The organism is Rhizobium sp. 10N427, assembly GCF_056394605.1.
In genome coordinates this window covers 399,245-414,238 of sequence record NZ_JBFTID010000002.1, presented here as the reverse complement: position 1 = coordinate 414,238, position 14,994 = coordinate 399,245, and the positions used below count along the sequence as shown (strand labels likewise).

Sequence of the window (14,994 nt, the reverse complement as noted above, 5' to 3'; positions counted from 1 at the left end):
GATGCCGAACCTTTGCTTCCTTGCCCTTGAAGCCGGGCGGTGGCCGGGACTATATCTGCGGCAACGAAAAGGCGGGTTTCCCATGTTCCAGTCAGCGACGATCGACACCACCAGCAAGGCGGAATTCTACCGCGAGCTTGCACAGCAGCTCGAGGCGCTGCTGTCGGGAGAGAGCGACATGATCGCCAATGCCGCCAATACGTCGGCGCTGATGTACCAGATGATGCCGGAGCTGAACTGGGCAGGCTTCTATCTTCTGAAGCAGGAAAACGAACTGGTGCTTGGTCCCTTCCAGGGCAAGCCTGCCTGCGTGCGCATCCCGGTCGGCAAGGGTGTCTGCGGCGCAGCCGTCGAGCGCAAGGCTTCAGTGGTCGTCGAGGACGTGCATGCGTTTCCGGGGCATATCGCCTGCGATGCCGCGTCGCGCTCGGAGCTGGTCGTGCCTGTGATCCATGAGGGACGCGTGCTTGGCGTCATCGATCTCGACAGCCCGGTGCCGTCGCGCTTCGATTCCGAAGATCAGGCCGGAATCGAAAAGCTCGCGGAAATTTTCATCGCCGCGAGCTTCTGATTGTCACATCCGCCGCTGGCGGCTGAGAGAGGAGCCGGTACCCGGTCTGGCGCCGTCAGGCGCACGAAGGCCGCGATGCTTGCTTGTAAACACCCATTCCACATTGCCCGGCTCGAAGGGGCGGCGCGGGTTGCGTAGCGCCAACTGGCGCTCGGCCAGGCGCCGGGGGAGGCTGTCCATCATGTCGTTGATGAAGGCATCCGGGGATTCACGCCAGCGCGGCGCGACAGCCACGTCGATGCCGCCATAACGCGAGAAGTCCGGGTGCTTCGAGGAGTAGCAGGCGCCGATCATCCACGCGTGCTGCGATTTCAAGAAACGTTCTTTCAGGGTCATTCCGTCGTCTTTTTCGGCCGAAGCCTTTTATTGATCTGCATTATGTGTCCGGCGCATCATCGACGACATCAGCCTGCGGGCGGTCACCACCGCTCACACGCTCTGTTGCCCACGTGCCATCCGCACGCTGAAAGGTAATCTCCGCATCCTGACCGCCAAGCTGTTGCCGCTCTGCGGCTTGCTTTGCCGCGGCCAATGCGAGTTCGTGAGTTGGAAAGGCTTCTGACCAGACATCGCCCAAGCGGTAAGCCCAGGCCTCGTCATGTTCGCCGACGTGGTAGGTAATCGACATCGGTTTTTCCTTCAAGCGTTTAATATTGATTTTTCGGGGCAGCTGCCATGCACAGGGATCAACGCTTGGCGGTGCTGCCGGTTCCTGAGGATGAGGCGTGCGCGGGGCTGGATAAGCGGTGAGGGCCGTCTTGCACGGTGATGGAACGCTTCGTAGGCTGAGTGCGTTGAAAGATTCGCATCAACATATTTCGACAGGACATTTATGCGCGCTCAATCGAAGCCGTTCATCGTAGAAGTCAAATCGTCCCGCCGCGTCGATCGCAGCAAGGAAAAGTCGATCTGGGGTAACATCGATCTGTCGGCGGTTGCCGACGAGGTCACCAATAACGGCCATGTTCCGGCCGAAGACGCTGACGCCACCGCTGATCGCGTCAGCGCTCAATAGTTTTTCTCTTTCTATCGCCGGCAGGCTATTTCTTGTCCGACGGCTTCTTGCCGGTATGGCCGGGTGCTATCGGATCGCTGGCCGGGAAGGTTTCTTCCAGGGCTTCTTCCAGATAGTCGTCCTGCTCCTTGTCGGTCTTCTGTTCCTCGTCGGATTTCTTCTTGTCGCTCATGCCGAACTCCCGGTTTCCAATGCGGGTGAGATAGCGCGTCTCGTCTGACTGCCAAGCAGGGGAGGCCGGCATTCGGCGGCCTCCCCCCCTTCACGTCAGTGGTCGCGGCGATAGCCTTGCGCCATCTGGTCGAAATGATAGGCGCGCACCCGCGGCGAGCTGTGATCGGGATCGCGGCTGCCGACCGGGCTTTCCTCCGGCATGGCCTGCTCTGACGTCGAAAGATCGTCGGCAGCGCGGCCGCTATTGGCGCTGCCGGCAAAGCTGCTGTTGCGGGCCTCCCAGCCGTCGCTGCGCCACATGTCGGCACGTTCGTCCATGTCGATGCTGCCTTCGTCATCGAGAATGTCGTGGGCGGTGTCATAGAGCGCATCGCCGACACTGACCGAAATCAGGAAGCCGCCGCGGCGCAGGCCCTCGGCATAGGTTTCGCGATCGTCATCCGGGAAGAACCAGTCTTCGAGCGCTGCCCAGAAGCCCGAGCGTTCGCCGGCTCTGGCGGCGGCTTCCGGGTCCGCTTCGTAGCCAGGCATAAAGCGGATGCTTTCATCGGCGACGCCTGCATCCTTCAGCCGCGCGACGGCGCGGTCTGCATCGGCGCGGCTGTCGAAAAAGGCCGTCAGCGTGTTGTAGGCGGAACCCAGCGTGCCAGCCGGGGCATTGTCATTGTAGAGATTTGCCATTGCCGTTTTCCTCCGGTTACCCGGTCCCGCGCGCCATGCGTGGCATCCGGGCGTTCCTTTCCGGCTAACGGTGCGGGTTCGGCTTTGTTCCCGGCTGCCATCTTCTGCACAAAGATGAATGCTAGATGAACGGAATGCGCCGTTGTGCGTTTCACCATCACAGGAGGAACACGACGATGTTCAGCTCATTCATTCAATCAAGCCGGCTTGTCGGCGCCACGCTCGCCGGAGCGGCCGAGAGTGTCTCTTCTGCAATCGCCTACGGCGTTGGTATGGAAGATGCCCATATCGAAGTCGTCGAAGAGGCCGGCACGATCTTTCTCGAAGGGACGGCACCAAGCACGTCGGTGATCGAAAAAGCCGGCGAAATCGCCCGATCGATCGTCGGCGCGCATGTCTGCAACCTTGTCAGAACGCTCTGAGGTTCAATGCACCGGGGACGCCGCGGGAATGCTTCCCGTGGTCACCGGGTCGCCGAGGTTGCGCCCGAAGGGGTTGAGTACGACCAGCCCCGCCATGATGATGGCCAAAACGGATATGCGGAACACCGGCGACTTTAGCAACATCTGACTATTCCCCGTTCAAGCAAAAACACATGCGGAAGCGTAAAGTTCCCGCTCAGCGCGAACCTCCGGCGATTTTCCGGTGTGCCATGGCGCGACACCATAGAGGCGATCGGCAAACGAAGCGTAAACCACACATGCCAACCGATGAAAACCAAATGCGCGCCTGCGCCGTTAACCATGCAGGAGGTGTTCACGATGGACAAGAACTATTGGGAAAATCCGGTCGCTCTTCGCCTTCCGCATCTCGGCCTTCGCACGGTCGAGAATACCTATGACGCGGCGGCCTATCTGATGGAGGAGTGGCCGGTCGATCACGGCGAGGCCTATGACCGGGCAATCAGAATGTGCCTGCTGTCGATTCGTGGAAAGAAGCAGCCCGCCACCGCGCGGCGCGCATTCATCGATGCGGCAAACGAGGCACATATCCACATAAACGTAGCGGCCTAAGCCTTCTGGTGATTGTGCGGCGCAAAAATAACCGAGTGCATTGCGAAAAACCTGCGCGGCAGAGTCGGTAATACGCCAAAAGAATCAGTGGCGAAATAACACACCTTTTTGACGGATATGTCATGTCCCCAAATTTTCCGATACCGCTCGACGGCGTAATTCGCTAATATAGCAGATAGTTTGGTACGACCCTCGACTTCGGTGAATGCACGTAAACGTGCATTGAAATGGTTGACCGTCAGGTGTCCTATCAATTCACGAAACATATTGATTCCCAATGGGATGCAAGATCACGTGTGACGTGATCGGGCACTCCGGAGGCTGTGGCACAACCCGCAATGGAGGCCCCATGCTGAATGAATCGTTGTTCGATGCGTTTGCGAGGAGTTACGAAGCGCGACGCGAAACGGATATGTCGATCGCCGACTATCTGACCCTCTGCAAGAAAGATCCGATGGCCTATGCCAACGCCACCGAGCGGCTGCTCGCGGCGATCGGCGAACCTGAGATGGTCGACAGTTCGAAGGATGCCCGCCTCGGGCGGATCTTCATGAACCGCACCATCCGAACCTATCCTGCCTTCACTGGTTTCTACGGCATGGAAGAGACGATCGAGCGGATCGTGTCCTTCTTCCGACATGCCGCCCAAGGTCTCGAAGAACGCAAGCAGATCCTCTATCTGCTCGGCCCGGTCGGCGGCGGCAAGTCGTCGCTCGCAGAGCGGCTGAAGCAGCTGATGGAAGTGCATCCGATCTATGTGCTGAAAGCCGGCGACGATGTCAGCCCGGTCTTCGAAAGCCCGCTCAACCTCTTCGATCCCGCGATCATGGGCCCGATGCTGCTGGAGCAGTACAACATCCCGACGCGGCGGCTGACCGGGCTGATGAGCCCGTGGTGCCTGAAGCGCCTCGATGAATTCGGCGGCGATATCTCCAAGTTCCGGGTGGTCCGGATGCAGCCGTCGCGGCTTCGCCAGATCGGCATCGCCAAGACGGAGCCGGGCGACGAGAACAACCAGGACATTTCCTCGCTGGTCGGCAAGGTCGATATCCGCAAGCTCGAGCACTATTCGCAGAACGACCCCGATGCTTACGCCTATTCCGGCGGCCTCAACCGGGCCAACCAGGGCATTCTCGAATTCGTCGAGATGTTCAAGGCGCCGATCAAGATGCTGCATCCGTTGCTGACGGCGACGCAGGAGGGCAACTATATCGGCACCGAGAATATCGGCGCGGTTCCGTTCTCCGGCGTCATTCTCGCCCACTCGAACGAAGCGGAATGGCAGACCTTCAAGGCGAACAAGAACAATGAGGCCTTCATCGACCGCATTTGCGTCATCAAGGTTCCCTATTGTTTACGGGTGACCGAGGAAGAGAAGATCTACGACAAGCTCATCGAGGGATCCGAACTGGCCGATGCGCCATGCGCACCCGGCACGCTCGAAATGCTGGCCCGCTTCTCGGTTCTGTCGCGGCTGCGCAAGCATGAAAACTCGACCTACTTCTCGAAGATGCGGGCCTATGACGGCGAGAGCCTGAAGGAAACAGATCCGCGCGCCAGAAGCGTCCAGGAATACAAGGATGCGGCCGGTGTCGATGAGGGCATGGATGGGGTCTCGACTCGCTTCGCCTTCAAGATCCTCGCCTCGACCTTCAACCACCATACGAGCGAGGTCGGCGCCGATCCGGTGCATCTGATGTATGTGCTGGAACAGGCGATCCGCAGGGAGCAGTTCGCTGACGATACCGAGAAACGCTACATGGAGTTCATCAAGGCCGATCTTGCGCCGCGCTATGCGGAGTTCATCGGCAACGAGATCCAGAAAGCCTATCTGGAATCCTATTCCGACTACGGCCAGAACCTTTTCGACCGATACGTCGATTATGCCGATGCCTGGATCGAGGACGTCGATTTCAAGGATCCCGACACCGGCCAGCTTCTCGACCGCGAGCTCCTGAACCAGGAGCTGACGAAGATCGAGAAGCCTGCCGGCATCGCCAATCCGAAGGACTTCCGCAACGAGATCGTCAAGTTCTGCTTGCGGTCGCGGGCGAATAACACCGGCAAGAACCCCTCCTGGACGAGCTATGAGAAGATCCGGGAAGTGATCGAGAAGCGCATGTTCTCGCAAGTCGAGGATCTGCTGCCGGTCATCTCCTTCGGCTCGAAGAAGGATGGCGAGAGCGAGAAGAAGCACAGCGAATTCGTGTCCCGGATGACGGAGCGCGGATATACCGAGCGGCAGGTGCGCCGCCTGGTGGAGTGGTACATGCGCGTCAAACAGGCGGGTTAATGTAAAACTGGAGCCAACATGCACATCGTCGACCGCCGGCTGAATCCGCGCGGTAAAAGTCTGGAAAATCGTCAACGGTTCCTGCGGCGTGCCAAGAGCGCCGTGCAGCAAGCGGTAAAACGCTCGCTGCAGAACCGGAGCATCCGTGATGTGCTCGATGGCGGCGAGATCAGCCTGCCCATCGACGGGATGACCGAGCCGAGCTTCCGGCGCGGCGAGGGCGGCATCAGCGATCAGGTGCTGCCCGGCAACAGAGCCTTCGTCGAAGGCGACATCATTCCGCGGCCGCCCGGCCGCGGCGGCGGAAAGCCGAAGGAAGCGGGCGAGGGCGAAGCGGAAGACAGTTTCCGTTTCGTGTTGACCCGCGAGGAGTTCCTCGACGTCTTCCTCGATGATCTCGAGCTTCCCGATCTCGCCAAGCGCCGCCTCAGCGAGACTGAGGAATTCAGCCCGGCGCGGACGGGGTTCTCCGTCTCGGGCTCTCCATCCAACATCGCTGTCGGGCGCACCACGCGGCTTGCCATGATGCGCCGCATCGCGCTGAAGCGTCCGCGCACCGACGAGATCGAGGCGCTGAAGCGGGAGATCGAGGAGACCGACGACGAGGAGAAGAAGATCGCGCTGACGGCCGAGCTGAAGTCGCTCACCGAAAAGAGCAAGCGCATTCCCTATATCGACCCGCTCGACGTGCGCTACCGCCGCTTCGAGGATGAACCGAAGCCGGTGGCGAAAGCCGTGATGTTCTGCCTGATGGATGTGTCAGGCTCGATGTCGGAGCATATGAAGGATCTCGCCAAGCGCTTCTATCTGCTGCTCTATCTGTTCTTGTCGCAGCGCTACAAGAAGGTGGAGATCGTCTTCATCCGTCATACGGACCGGGCTGAGGAGGTCGACGAACAGACCTTCTTCTATGGTCCCGCGACTGGCGGTACGCTGGTCTCCAGCGCGCTCGCCTGCATGCGCCAGATCATTGCCGCCCGCTTCGATCCGGCCGAGTGGAACATCTATGCCGCCCAGGCGTCCGACGGCGACAATTCCTATTCGGACGGTTCGACGACCGGGCAGCTGCTGCGCCATGAGATCCTGCCGCTCTGCCAGTACTTCGCCTATATCGAGGTTGACGAGGAAAGCGGCGACTCCTCGGTGTCGCGCTCGCCCCTCTGGCAGCTTTACGACAGCATCCGAGCCGAGGCGCTGCCACTATCGATGCGCAAGGTCTGCCGGAAGAACGAGATCTTCCCCGTCTTCCACGATCTCTTCCAGAAACGCGAGGGCGAAAGGGTGGCGCCATGACGGCTGCGGTGAAGGAAAGGCTGCTTTTCGACGGATCGGACTGGGACTTCCCGACGCTGCAACGCATTCACGATGCCTGCGAGGAGATCGCGCTCAAGGAGCTCGGCCTCGACGTCTATCCCAACCAGATCGAGGTGATCACCTCGGAGCAGATGCTGGACGCCTATTCCTCGACCGGCATGCCGCTCTTCTATCGCCACTGGTCGTTCGGCAAGCATTTTGCCCATCACGAGGCTTTCTACCGGCGCGGCATGCGCGATCTCGCCTATGAGATCGTCATCAACTCGTCGCCCTGCATCTCCTACCTGATGGAGGAGAACACGGCGACGATGCAGACGCTGGTCATCGCCCATGCCGCCTTCGGCCATAACCACTTCTTCAAGAACAACTATCTCTTCAAGCTCTGGACCGATGCCGAGGGCATTCTCGATTATCTCGATTTTGCCAAGGGCTATATCGCCCGCTGCGAGGAGCGCTATGGCGAGATCGCCGTCGAGCGGACGCTCGATGCGGCGCATGCGCTGATGTCTCACGGTGTCCACCGGCACGCTGGCAAGGTGAAGCTCAATCTGCGCGAGGAGCAGAAGCGCGAGGAAGAGCGCCGACGCCACGAAGAGCAGATCTTCAATGATCTCTGGCGCACGGTGCCGGCAGGCAAGACGGCAACGGCCGCCAATGTCGATTTGGAGCGCCGGCGGGCAGCCCTTGGCCTGCCGCAGGACAATCTCCTCTATTTCCTCGAAAAATCCGCACCGCGACTAAAACCCTGGCAGCGCGAGATCCTGCGCATCGTCCGCCACGTGGCGCAATATTTCCATCCGCAGCGCCAGACCAAGGTGATGAACGAGGGAACCGCCACCTATGTGCACTACCGGATCATGAACCGGCTGCACGAGAAGGGGCATCTGTCGGACGGAAACTATCTCGAATTCCTGAAATCCCACGCCAACGTGGTGTTCCAGCCGACCTATGACGACCGCCGCTTCTCGGGCTTCAACCCCTATGCGCTCGGCTTTGCGATGATGCAGGACATCGAGCGGATCGTCACCAACCCGACAGAGGAGGATCGCGCCTGGTTCCCCGATATTGCCGGGCGCGGTGATGTCATGGGCGTGCTGCGCGGCATCTGGGCCGATTACCGCGACGAGAGCTTCGTCAGCCAGTTCCTCAGCCCCAATCTCATCCGCCAGCTCAGGCTCTTCCACCTCTATGACGATCCGGAGCAGGAGGAGGGAATCCTGGTCTCGGCGATCCACGATGAACGCGGTTACCGCCGCATCCGCCGCCAGCTCTCCCGCGAATATGATATCGGCTGGACGGATCCGGGCATCGAGATCGTCGACGTCGATCTGGCCGGCGACCGGCGCCTGCTGGTCCAGCACAAGGTCACCAACGACTGGATGCTGCAGGAAAACGACACCAAGCTCGTCCTCCAGCACCTCGCCGATCTCTGGGGCTACGACGTGCTGCTGCAGGAGATCGACGGCAGCGATGCCGTCATCGCCGAGCATCATGCAAGCCCGCGCGGCAAGCTGTTCTGAGCCGTCAGGGCGATCACGTTCTCGTGATCGTGCCGCGCGTCTGCGGCCTCTGGCGGTAGCAGGCGGTTGAAATATGACAATCCATAATCCGGATTAAGGGTCTGTTAGCCTTACCGGCGCTAGCTGGTCTCATGTGCGGAAAGAGGCGCGCCGGCTTCATCCTCCGCAATGTGCATAGCCCATGTCTATTATTCATGCCGTTACCTCCAGAAGTGGCCGGGTCGTCAGACTGACGTTCGGCTCCGGATCCCGCGCCAACAGCCGCGGGGCCAGCCATCGCCGGGACAAGCAGACGCGATCGCGTATCTTCACGCTCGCGGGTGCGCTGCTGCTCGTCTTTTCGACAATGTCGGGAAAGCTCGTCTATTACGCGATGCTGACCGACGATGAGACGTCGAGCATTCCGCCGAACGCCATCGTTGCTTCGCGCCCCGATATCGTCGATCGCAACGGACAGGTGCTGGCGACGGATGTGCGCACCGTCTCGATGTTTGCCGAGCCGATTCATGTCGTCGATGCCGACGAGGCGGTGGAAAAGCTGACGCAGGTCTTCCCTGATCTCGACCGCAAATCGCTCTACCAGAAGCTCTCCGACCGCAAATCGCACTTCACCTGGCTGCGTCGCCAACTGACGCCGAAGCAGCAGAGCGAGGTTCTGGCGCTCGGTCTGCCTGCGATCGGCTTCCGGCCGGAAGTGAAGCGCTTCTACCCGGCGGGGCGCACGGCCGCGCATATTCTGGGCTATGTCGATATCGACAACCACGGCGTTGCCGGCATGGAGAAGTATCTCGATAACCAGGGAATGTCGGACCTTGCCTCGACCGGGCTTGCCAGTGATAACAGCCTGGAGCCGGTGAAGCTGTCGATCGATATCCGCGCCCAGAACATCGTTCACGACGTCGTTTCCGACGCGCTGACCACCTATCAGAGCAAGGCGGCCGGCGCCGTCATCCTCGATATCCACACGGGCGAGGTGATCGCCATGGCCTCGGCGCCGGATTTCGATCCGAACGATCCGAAGGCGACCGGCGGCGAGGGCTGGCTGAACCGCATGAGCAACGGCACCGACGAGATGGGCTCGGTGTTCAAGACCTTCTCGATCGCAATGGCGATCGACACCGGAACGGTGAAGCTCAGCGACAGTTTCGATGCCAGCGCGCCGCTGCATTATGGCGGCTTCACCATCCATGACGACCGCGACGTGCCGCGCCGCGTGCTGTCGATCCCGGAAATCTTCCGCTACTCGTCCAACATCGGCACCGCCCGGATGATGGACAAGGTCGGCATGGATATCCAGAAAGACTACCTGACGCGCTTCGGCCTCTTGTCACGGATGCAGACGGAACTGCCTGAAGTGAAGGCGCCGAGCCAGCCGAAGGTCTGGAAGAAGATCAATTCGATCACCATCGCCTTCGGCCACGGCGTTGCGACGACGCCGATGCAGACGGCGGTCGCGGGTGCAGCGCTGATCGACGACGGCAAGCTGATCGAGCCGACCTTCTTCCCGCGCACGCAGGAAGAGGCGGAAAAGACCGAAACGCAGGTGGTCAAGAAGAGCACCAGCGACACGATCCGCTACCTGTTTCGCCTGAACGGCGAGCAGGGCACCGGCCGCGCCGCCGATGTTCCGGGTTTTCATGTGGGCGGCAAGACGGGGACGGCCAACAAGGTCATCAACGGCGTCTATTCGCACAAGCTGAGCTTCAACTCGTTCCTCGCCGCCTTCCCGATGAGCAATCCGAAATATGTCGTGCTGTCCTTCATCGACCAGCCGCTGACAGGGGTGCACAACCTGAACCTCGCCGCTGAAACGGCCGCCCCGATGGTGCACGACATCATCGCGCGGACGGCACCGTTGCTCGGCGTCGAGCCGGATTTCGGGCAGAATTTGCTGGCGGGCTATTGAGGGGCCGAAGAACGGCCACGTGATCTCGTGGCAGCAGCGTGACGTCAATCGGCCGCCCGACCCCATTCTAAAGTTAATGGCAGTCGCGTTCTCAGGCAGGATTTATAGCATCCTTCCTGCGGCGCAAGGTGGGAGTGGGCGCCTGCCGAAGAAAAGTGCGGCGGGCTTCAATGCACCGAGATGTCGTTATCCTCGACGAACGAGGCGATGCCATCCCGGGCAATCGTCGCCAGAAATTCGTCGAAGGCTTCCCTGGCCGTCCGTCGCCGTGGTGACGGCCTTGCTATCGAGCGTCTTCTCGGGACAACGGAAAAGAGAGAACATGGTGGGCCCGGAGGGACTCGAACCCCCAACCAAGCGGTTATGAGCCGCCGGCTCTAACCATTGAGCTACAGGCCCTTGCGCAGATGCCTGCGCTGGCTTCGGGGCAATGGTTCCCCGCAGCGGTTTCGCTCTAGCGTAATTCGGATGCAGCGACAAGACGTTGCCGCAATAGCTTCACAATCAAACGCCAAAGAAGGGAAAGGGGTAGCGACAACCAAGGAGTGAATCATGGCGCTGCGGAATTCTACAAAGCTTGTGCTCGGCCTTTTGATGACCGCGTCGGCCGTTTTGCCGGTGACGGCGGCGGCTTTGGCCGATGATTCGAAACCGCGCGAGGCGGTCATCACCGTTTCGGGGGACGGGCAGTCTTCGGTGGCGCCAGATATGGCGGTCATCAATCTCTCGGTCGTCAAGCAGGCGAAGACGGCGCGCGAGGCGCTCGACGAGAACAACAAGGCGATGGCCGACGTGCTGGCCGCCTTGAAGAAGGGCGGGATCGCCGAGAAGGACCTGCAGACATCGGGCTTTTCGGTGCAGCCGCAATATAACTATCCACAGAGCAGCGACGGCCAGCCGAAGCAGCCGGAGCTGATCGGCTACCAGGTGTCGAACGGCATCACGGTCCGGGTGCGCGATCTCTCCAAGCTCGGCGCCATCATCGACCAGTCGGTGACGCTCGGTATCAATCAGGGCGGCGATATTTCCTTCACCAATGACAAGCCCGAGGGCGTGATCGATGAAGCCCGCAAGGATGCTGTCGCCTCGGCGCTGAAGAAGGCGAAGACGCTGACGCAGGCGGCCGGCGTCAAGCTCGGCCGGATCATCGAAATCACCGAAAACAGCGGCCGGCCGATGCCGCAGCCGGTCTATCGCGCCGCGATGATGAAGGAGGCCGCCGATTCCTCCGTGCCGGTTCAGGGCGGCGAAAATACCTATAATGTAACCGTCAACGTCACCTTCGCGCTTGAGCAGTAAGCGCTAACATCGCTTTCCGGTGTCAAAAAATGGCCGTTGGTATCCTGAGCGATATCAACGGCTTGTCTGTTTCCGGCAGGCGCTTGCAGAGAGCCCCGGGCATAAATCGCTTTATCACGCGACTGTTACACTATAAAATCGATCGTGTTATTCGGCCGCGCGAGGGAACCCGAGTTCTGTTTTCCGCATTGTACCCGGCCGATGAGGAGGAAATGGCTTCATCCCTGCCAAGAGGAGACAGACATGACGAATGCCTTGCCGCCACTTCACAACGGACACGCCCCGTTCACCCTTCAGGAACTCTTTCGCGAGGCGCTCTATGCCTTCGAAGAATGGGATACGGAACTCACGGAACCGATCGTGACCTTCGAAGGGAAGGTCCTGCCGATCAGCATGGTGTTCGAAGCCATGCGCGAATGCGATGACATCGTGCCGCGGAATATCGTCGGCGCCGTCACCGAACGGCTCACCAAGCCTTGGGAAGGCGAGGGGCCGCTCGATCAGATGACGTTTTCGACGGCGGCGCGCGTCATGCGCGTTCTCGTCCGTAAACGGCTTCTCGCCAATGGCGTGACCGATGTCGTCGCCATCGAGGGACGCGCAGCGCGCGAATCCTGCGAATAGCCTCAGAAGGCTCGGGATCGCTGCCACGCGGCGATCCCATCCCTGCAACGGGAACCGCTCACGCTTCCAGCCGTTGATGGTGATAGGAAGGACGGGCATCATGCTGAAATCATTCGTACGGGAAATCATGGGAACGGCGCCGCATAAACTGCCGGCGCCGCGATGCCTCAGGCAGTTCGCCGGCAAGAAACGCGTTCTCCTGGTATTTGCCGATGCCGAGGACGACCGCGCCAGCAGGCAGGACGATCTGCTGCGCAAGGCGCATATGCGCTTCATCGAGGAAGACATCGAGGTTTTCAATGTCGCCGGCGGCGGGGTGTTTCCGCTGTTCGACGATCCGCACGATCTCGATGCCGACGAACTGCGCGAGGATCTCGATGGTCCGCAGCCGGGCGAGTTCGGGCTGATCCTGATCGACCGCGACGGCAAGGTTAAGCTGCGCGCCAGCGAGCCGATGCGGCCGGAAGAGATCATCGGGTCGCTTGCAACGATGCCGCATTGACGAGGAGCTCGTACGCGGCACCGGCGTGATGCCGCGCCAGCCACTATCGCCGATGCCGCACCAACAGCTATCACTACGATTTCGCTTTACTTTTTTCCGCAGCCTGCGGATGTTCTCTTCCGATTGTTTGTATCGGAAGAGGATTGCTTGTCATGACCATCGAGGACGATCTGGTTCGCATTGCCGAGCAGGAAAAGGTGCTGGCCTTCGACAGTTTCGACCTGACGACTGCCTGGCAGCTCGGCAAGCTCCTGCAGGAGTTGGCGACAGAGCGTGGCCTCGGCGTGGCGATCGATGTGTCGCTGCATTCCATGCCGGTGTTCTATGCGGCGCTGCCGGGCGTCACCCCTGACAACGTCCAGTGGGTGAGGCGCAAGCGCAATATGGTCTTCCGCTATTCGAAGAGCAGTTATGCCTCTGGCCTGAAGCTGAAATCGGACGGCAAGACGATCGAGACCAACGGGCTTTCGAGCGCCGATTACGCCGCCCATGGCGGCAGCTTTCCGATCAATGTGAAGGGCACGGGCTGCATCGGCGCGGTGACCGTTTCGGGCCTGCCGCAGCGCGACGACCACAATCTCGCGGTCGAGGCGCTGGCGCTGATACTGGCCAAGGATCTGGATTCGCTCCGGCTTGGCTAATGCCGGAAAGCCATTCCCGCCGGAGCGGGAATGGCAGATGCCTTTCAGATCTTGCCGCCGGCTTCGATGATGCCCTTGGTGATGCTGCCGGTGGCCGGGAAGAGCGGGATCAGGCAGGCCTGCAGGGCGTGATAGATATCGCCCTTGCCGGGGAAGAGGCTGTGCGAGGGCACGAGGTCTTCCGTCAGTTCTTCGTGCCAGCCGCCGTTCTTGTGGTCGATGAAGCGGCGCTCGATGAGGTTCCAGACTTTGCGGTAGCTTTCCTCGTGGAAATCGCTCGGCTGATGCTCGTTGAGGAAGTGCGCCGCAGCGGCCGCTTCGCAGACCGGCCACCAGAGCTTGTTGCGCTTGGCGGGCTTGTCGTCCCAGTCGAGCGTATAGAAGAAGCCGCCTTTGTCGTTGTCCCAGCCGAGTGCGATCGACTGTGAGAACAGGCCGCGTGCGGCTTCCGGCATCCAGTCCTGCTTCTTGCCGCCGAGCACCCAGAGCTGCAGGATGAGGCGGCACCATTCCAGCGAATGGCCGGGCGTGGTGCCGGCAGGGCGGAACATCTCGTTCGGGTGGTAGTAATTCTTGTCGAGCTGCCAATCGGCGCCGAAATGCTCGGCAACGCGCCAGCCGACGGAACCGGCGGCACGGCGGATGACGAGATCGGCGATGCTTTCGGCCTTGGTCAGGTATTCGCGGTCGCTGGTTGCCTCGAAGGCGGCCATCAGCGCTTCGGTCAGATGCATGTTGGAATTCTGGCCGCGGTAGTTGCCGCCATCGAGCGGCTGCCAGTCGGCGGTGAACTCTTCGGCGATGGCGCCGTGCTTGGTTTCCCAGAAGCGGGTGTTCAGCACTTCGGTGATATCGGCGATCATGCCGTCGGCGAGCGGATGGCCGATGGTCTTGGCAGAGGAGGCGGCGAGCAGCACGAAGGCGTGGCCATAGCCCTGCTTGTTGGAATCGACAGGGCCGTTGTTGTCCAAAGACCAGAAATAGCCGCCGTTCTTGCGGTCGCGGTGGTGGTTCCAGAGATAATCCATGCCGTGGTCGACGGCATCGGATGCGCCGGGGCGGCCTAACAGCGCGCCGAGGGTAAAGCAATGCACGGAGCGGGCGGCGATGTGGATGCTGCGCACCTGTCCTTCGGCATCCAGCGGCTTGCCCTGATCATCGAGATCGTAGAAGCCGCCCTTCGGATTGATGGAATTGTGCTGGAAGAAGTCGAAGAGGCCGTTTGCCTGGGCGAGAAGCCAGTTCCGGTGATAGGCGCGGTTCGTCCAATTGCCGAGGGCGGTGCCGCCAGTTGCGAGTGCCATGCTACTCCTCCGAATTCGTGCACAAAGCTTTGCGGAACGCCTATATAGGGGTCCGCCGAGTCTGTCATCCGCCGGGGCTTGCAAATGGCGGAATCGCGCCGCATATATTGACATAAAGATATCTTTATGTGATTTGA

General features: G+C 60.6%; 18 protein-coding genes and 1 tRNA gene. 12 read left to right on the top strand and 7 right to left on the bottom strand.

Annotated elements, in window-relative coordinates; all coding sequences use genetic code 11:
- The first annotated feature begins 82 nt into the window (after positions 1–82).
- On the top strand, positions 83–571 hold the full coding sequence (locus AC1DIJ_RS06485) for a GAF domain-containing protein (protein ID WP_112386918.1): 489 nt from the start codon (positions 83–85) through the stop codon (positions 569–571).
- A gap of 3 nt (positions 572–574) precedes the next feature.
- Here the strand turns inward: AC1DIJ_RS06485 and AC1DIJ_RS06480 are convergent, their stop codons facing one another.
- Positions 575–907, bottom strand: coding sequence for a hypothetical protein (locus AC1DIJ_RS06480; RefSeq protein ID WP_112386919.1), 333 nt, complete (start codon positions 905–907; stop codon positions 575–577).
- A gap of 40 nt (positions 908–947) precedes the next feature.
- Positions 948–1,199: a DUF2188 domain-containing protein gene (locus AC1DIJ_RS06475; RefSeq protein ID WP_112386920.1), complete on the bottom strand. Its 252-nt coding sequence runs from the start codon at positions 1,197–1,199 to the stop codon at positions 948–950.
- A 204-nt stretch (positions 1,200–1,403) separates the two neighbouring features.
- Between AC1DIJ_RS06475 and AC1DIJ_RS06470 the strand changes: the two genes are divergently transcribed.
- Complete coding sequence (locus tag AC1DIJ_RS06470) at positions 1,404–1,586, top strand: hypothetical protein (RefSeq protein WP_112386921.1); 183 nt, start codon at positions 1,404–1,406, stop codon at positions 1,584–1,586.
- A 25-nt stretch (positions 1,587–1,611) separates the two neighbouring features.
- On the opposite strand, the gene AC1DIJ_RS06465 is transcribed toward AC1DIJ_RS06470, so the two are convergent.
- Positions 1,612–1,830, bottom strand: a complete 219-nt coding sequence (locus AC1DIJ_RS06465) for a hypothetical protein (protein ID WP_112386922.1) — start codon at positions 1,828–1,830, stop codon at positions 1,612–1,614.
- A 23-nt stretch (positions 1,831–1,853) separates the two neighbouring features.
- Positions 1,854–2,441: a hypothetical protein gene (locus AC1DIJ_RS06460; protein WP_112386923.1), complete on the bottom strand. Its 588-nt coding sequence runs from the start codon at positions 2,439–2,441 to the stop codon at positions 1,854–1,856.
- 176 nt (positions 2,442–2,617) lie between these two features.
- Here AC1DIJ_RS06460 and AC1DIJ_RS06455 point away from each other — a divergent pair, with 176 nt between their 5' ends.
- On the top strand, positions 2,618–2,863 hold the full coding sequence (locus tag AC1DIJ_RS06455; RefSeq protein WP_162702682.1) for a BON domain-containing protein: 246 nt from the start codon (positions 2,618–2,620) through the stop codon (positions 2,861–2,863).
- 3 nt (positions 2,864–2,866) lie between these two features.
- Here the strand turns inward: AC1DIJ_RS06455 and AC1DIJ_RS06450 are convergent, their stop codons facing one another.
- Positions 2,867–3,007 carry a hypothetical protein gene (locus AC1DIJ_RS06450; protein ID WP_162698677.1) on the bottom strand — a complete coding sequence of 47 codons (141 nt, stop codon included), beginning with the start codon at positions 3,005–3,007 and terminating at the stop codon, positions 2,867–2,869.
- 195 nt (positions 3,008–3,202) lie between these two features.
- Between AC1DIJ_RS06450 and AC1DIJ_RS06445 the strand changes: the two genes are divergently transcribed.
- From AC1DIJ_RS06445 to AC1DIJ_RS06425, 5 genes are all read left to right on the top strand, one after another.
- Entirely contained in the window at positions 3,203–3,454 is a 252-nt protein-coding gene (locus AC1DIJ_RS06445) for a DUF982 domain-containing protein (RefSeq protein WP_162702681.1), read from the top strand.
- A 349-nt stretch (positions 3,455–3,803) separates the two neighbouring features.
- Entirely contained in the window at positions 3,804–5,747 is a 1,944-nt protein-coding gene (locus tag AC1DIJ_RS06440; protein ID WP_112386926.1) for a PrkA family serine protein kinase, read from the top strand.
- Between the two features lie 18 nt (positions 5,748–5,765).
- Positions 5,766–7,040 (top strand): YeaH/YhbH family protein, encoded by a 1,275-nt coding sequence (locus AC1DIJ_RS06435; RefSeq protein WP_112386927.1) that lies wholly within the window; start codon positions 5,766–5,768, stop codon positions 7,038–7,040.
- On the top strand, positions 7,037–8,581 hold the full coding sequence (locus tag AC1DIJ_RS06430) for a SpoVR family protein (protein ID WP_112386928.1): 1,545 nt from the start codon (positions 7,037–7,039) through the stop codon (positions 8,579–8,581). The genes AC1DIJ_RS06435 and AC1DIJ_RS06430 overlap by 4 nt, the downstream gene beginning before the upstream one ends.
- Before the next feature lie 181 nt (positions 8,582–8,762).
- On the top strand, positions 8,763–10,487 hold the full coding sequence (locus AC1DIJ_RS06425; protein WP_112386929.1) for a peptidoglycan D,D-transpeptidase FtsI family protein: 1,725 nt from the start codon (positions 8,763–8,765) through the stop codon (positions 10,485–10,487).
- A 323-nt stretch (positions 10,488–10,810) separates the two neighbouring features.
- Here AC1DIJ_RS06425 and AC1DIJ_RS06420 read toward each other — a convergent pair.
- A tRNA-Ile gene (locus AC1DIJ_RS06420) sits at positions 10,811–10,886 on the bottom strand.
- A 153-nt stretch (positions 10,887–11,039) separates the two neighbouring features.
- On the opposite strand from AC1DIJ_RS06420, the gene AC1DIJ_RS06415 reads away from it, so the two are divergent.
- The 4 genes from AC1DIJ_RS06415 (at position 11,040) to AC1DIJ_RS06400 (ending at position 13,553) form a co-directional block, all read left to right on the top strand.
- A complete protein-coding gene (locus tag AC1DIJ_RS06415; RefSeq protein WP_112386931.1) occupies positions 11,040–11,786 on the top strand; it encodes an SIMPL domain-containing protein in 747 nt (248 codons plus the stop codon).
- 243 nt (positions 11,787–12,029) lie between these two features.
- Entirely contained in the window at positions 12,030–12,410 is a 381-nt protein-coding gene (locus AC1DIJ_RS06410) for a BRA0787 family protein (protein ID WP_112386932.1), read from the top strand.
- Between the two features lie 100 nt (positions 12,411–12,510).
- A complete protein-coding gene (locus tag AC1DIJ_RS06405; protein WP_112386933.1) occupies positions 12,511–12,912 on the top strand; it encodes a DUF4174 domain-containing protein in 402 nt (133 codons plus the stop codon).
- 152 nt (positions 12,913–13,064) lie between these two features.
- Complete coding sequence (locus AC1DIJ_RS06400) at positions 13,065–13,553, top strand: heme-degrading domain-containing protein (RefSeq protein WP_112386934.1); 489 nt, start codon at positions 13,065–13,067, stop codon at positions 13,551–13,553.
- Positions 13,554–13,597: 44 nt separating this feature from the next.
- Here AC1DIJ_RS06400 and AC1DIJ_RS06395 read toward each other — a convergent pair whose 3' ends face one another.
- Positions 13,598–14,857 (bottom strand): AGE family epimerase/isomerase, encoded by a 1,260-nt coding sequence (locus AC1DIJ_RS06395; protein ID WP_112386935.1) that lies wholly within the window; start codon positions 14,855–14,857, stop codon positions 13,598–13,600.
- Positions 14,858–14,994 lie beyond the last annotated feature (137 nt).

Bases quoted from the DNA above. Each gene is read 5' to 3' on its own strand.
- AC1DIJ_RS06485 (WP_112386918.1), top strand. From the start codon at position 83: ATGTTCCAGTCAGCGACGATCGACACCACCAGCAAGGCGGAATTCTAC.
- AC1DIJ_RS06480 (WP_112386919.1), bottom strand. From the start codon at position 907: ATGACCCTGAAAGAACGTTTCTTGAAATCGCAGCACGCGTGGATGATC.
- AC1DIJ_RS06475 (WP_112386920.1), bottom strand. From the start codon at position 1,199: ATGTCGATTACCTACCACGTCGGCGAACATGACGAGGCCTGGGCTTAC.
- AC1DIJ_RS06470 (WP_112386921.1), top strand. From the start codon at position 1,404: ATGCGCGCTCAATCGAAGCCGTTCATCGTAGAAGTCAAATCGTCCCGC.
- AC1DIJ_RS06465 (WP_112386922.1), bottom strand. From the start codon at position 1,830: ATGCCGGCCTCCCCTGCTTGGCAGTCAGACGAGACGCGCTATCTCACC.
- AC1DIJ_RS06460 (WP_112386923.1), bottom strand. From the start codon at position 2,441: ATGGCAAATCTCTACAATGACAATGCCCCGGCTGGCACGCTGGGTTCC.
- AC1DIJ_RS06455 (WP_162702682.1), top strand. From the start codon at position 2,618: ATGTTCAGCTCATTCATTCAATCAAGCCGGCTTGTCGGCGCCACGCTC.
- AC1DIJ_RS06450 (WP_162698677.1), bottom strand. From the start codon at position 3,007: ATGTTGCTAAAGTCGCCGGTGTTCCGCATATCCGTTTTGGCCATCATC.
- AC1DIJ_RS06445 (WP_162702681.1), top strand. From the start codon at position 3,203: ATGGACAAGAACTATTGGGAAAATCCGGTCGCTCTTCGCCTTCCGCAT.
- AC1DIJ_RS06440 (WP_112386926.1), top strand. From the start codon at position 3,804: ATGCTGAATGAATCGTTGTTCGATGCGTTTGCGAGGAGTTACGAAGCG.
- AC1DIJ_RS06435 (WP_112386927.1), top strand. From the start codon at position 5,766: ATGCACATCGTCGACCGCCGGCTGAATCCGCGCGGTAAAAGTCTGGAA.
- AC1DIJ_RS06430 (WP_112386928.1), top strand. From the start codon at position 7,037: ATGACGGCTGCGGTGAAGGAAAGGCTGCTTTTCGACGGATCGGACTGG.
- AC1DIJ_RS06425 (WP_112386929.1), top strand. From the start codon at position 8,763: ATGTCTATTATTCATGCCGTTACCTCCAGAAGTGGCCGGGTCGTCAGA.
- AC1DIJ_RS06415 (WP_112386931.1), top strand. From the start codon at position 11,040: ATGGCGCTGCGGAATTCTACAAAGCTTGTGCTCGGCCTTTTGATGACC.
- AC1DIJ_RS06410 (WP_112386932.1), top strand. From the start codon at position 12,030: ATGACGAATGCCTTGCCGCCACTTCACAACGGACACGCCCCGTTCACC.
- AC1DIJ_RS06405 (WP_112386933.1), top strand. From the start codon at position 12,511: ATGCTGAAATCATTCGTACGGGAAATCATGGGAACGGCGCCGCATAAA.
- AC1DIJ_RS06400 (WP_112386934.1), top strand. From the start codon at position 13,065: ATGACCATCGAGGACGATCTGGTTCGCATTGCCGAGCAGGAAAAGGTG.
- AC1DIJ_RS06395 (WP_112386935.1), bottom strand. From the start codon at position 14,857: ATGGCACTCGCAACTGGCGGCACCGCCCTCGGCAATTGGACGAACCGC.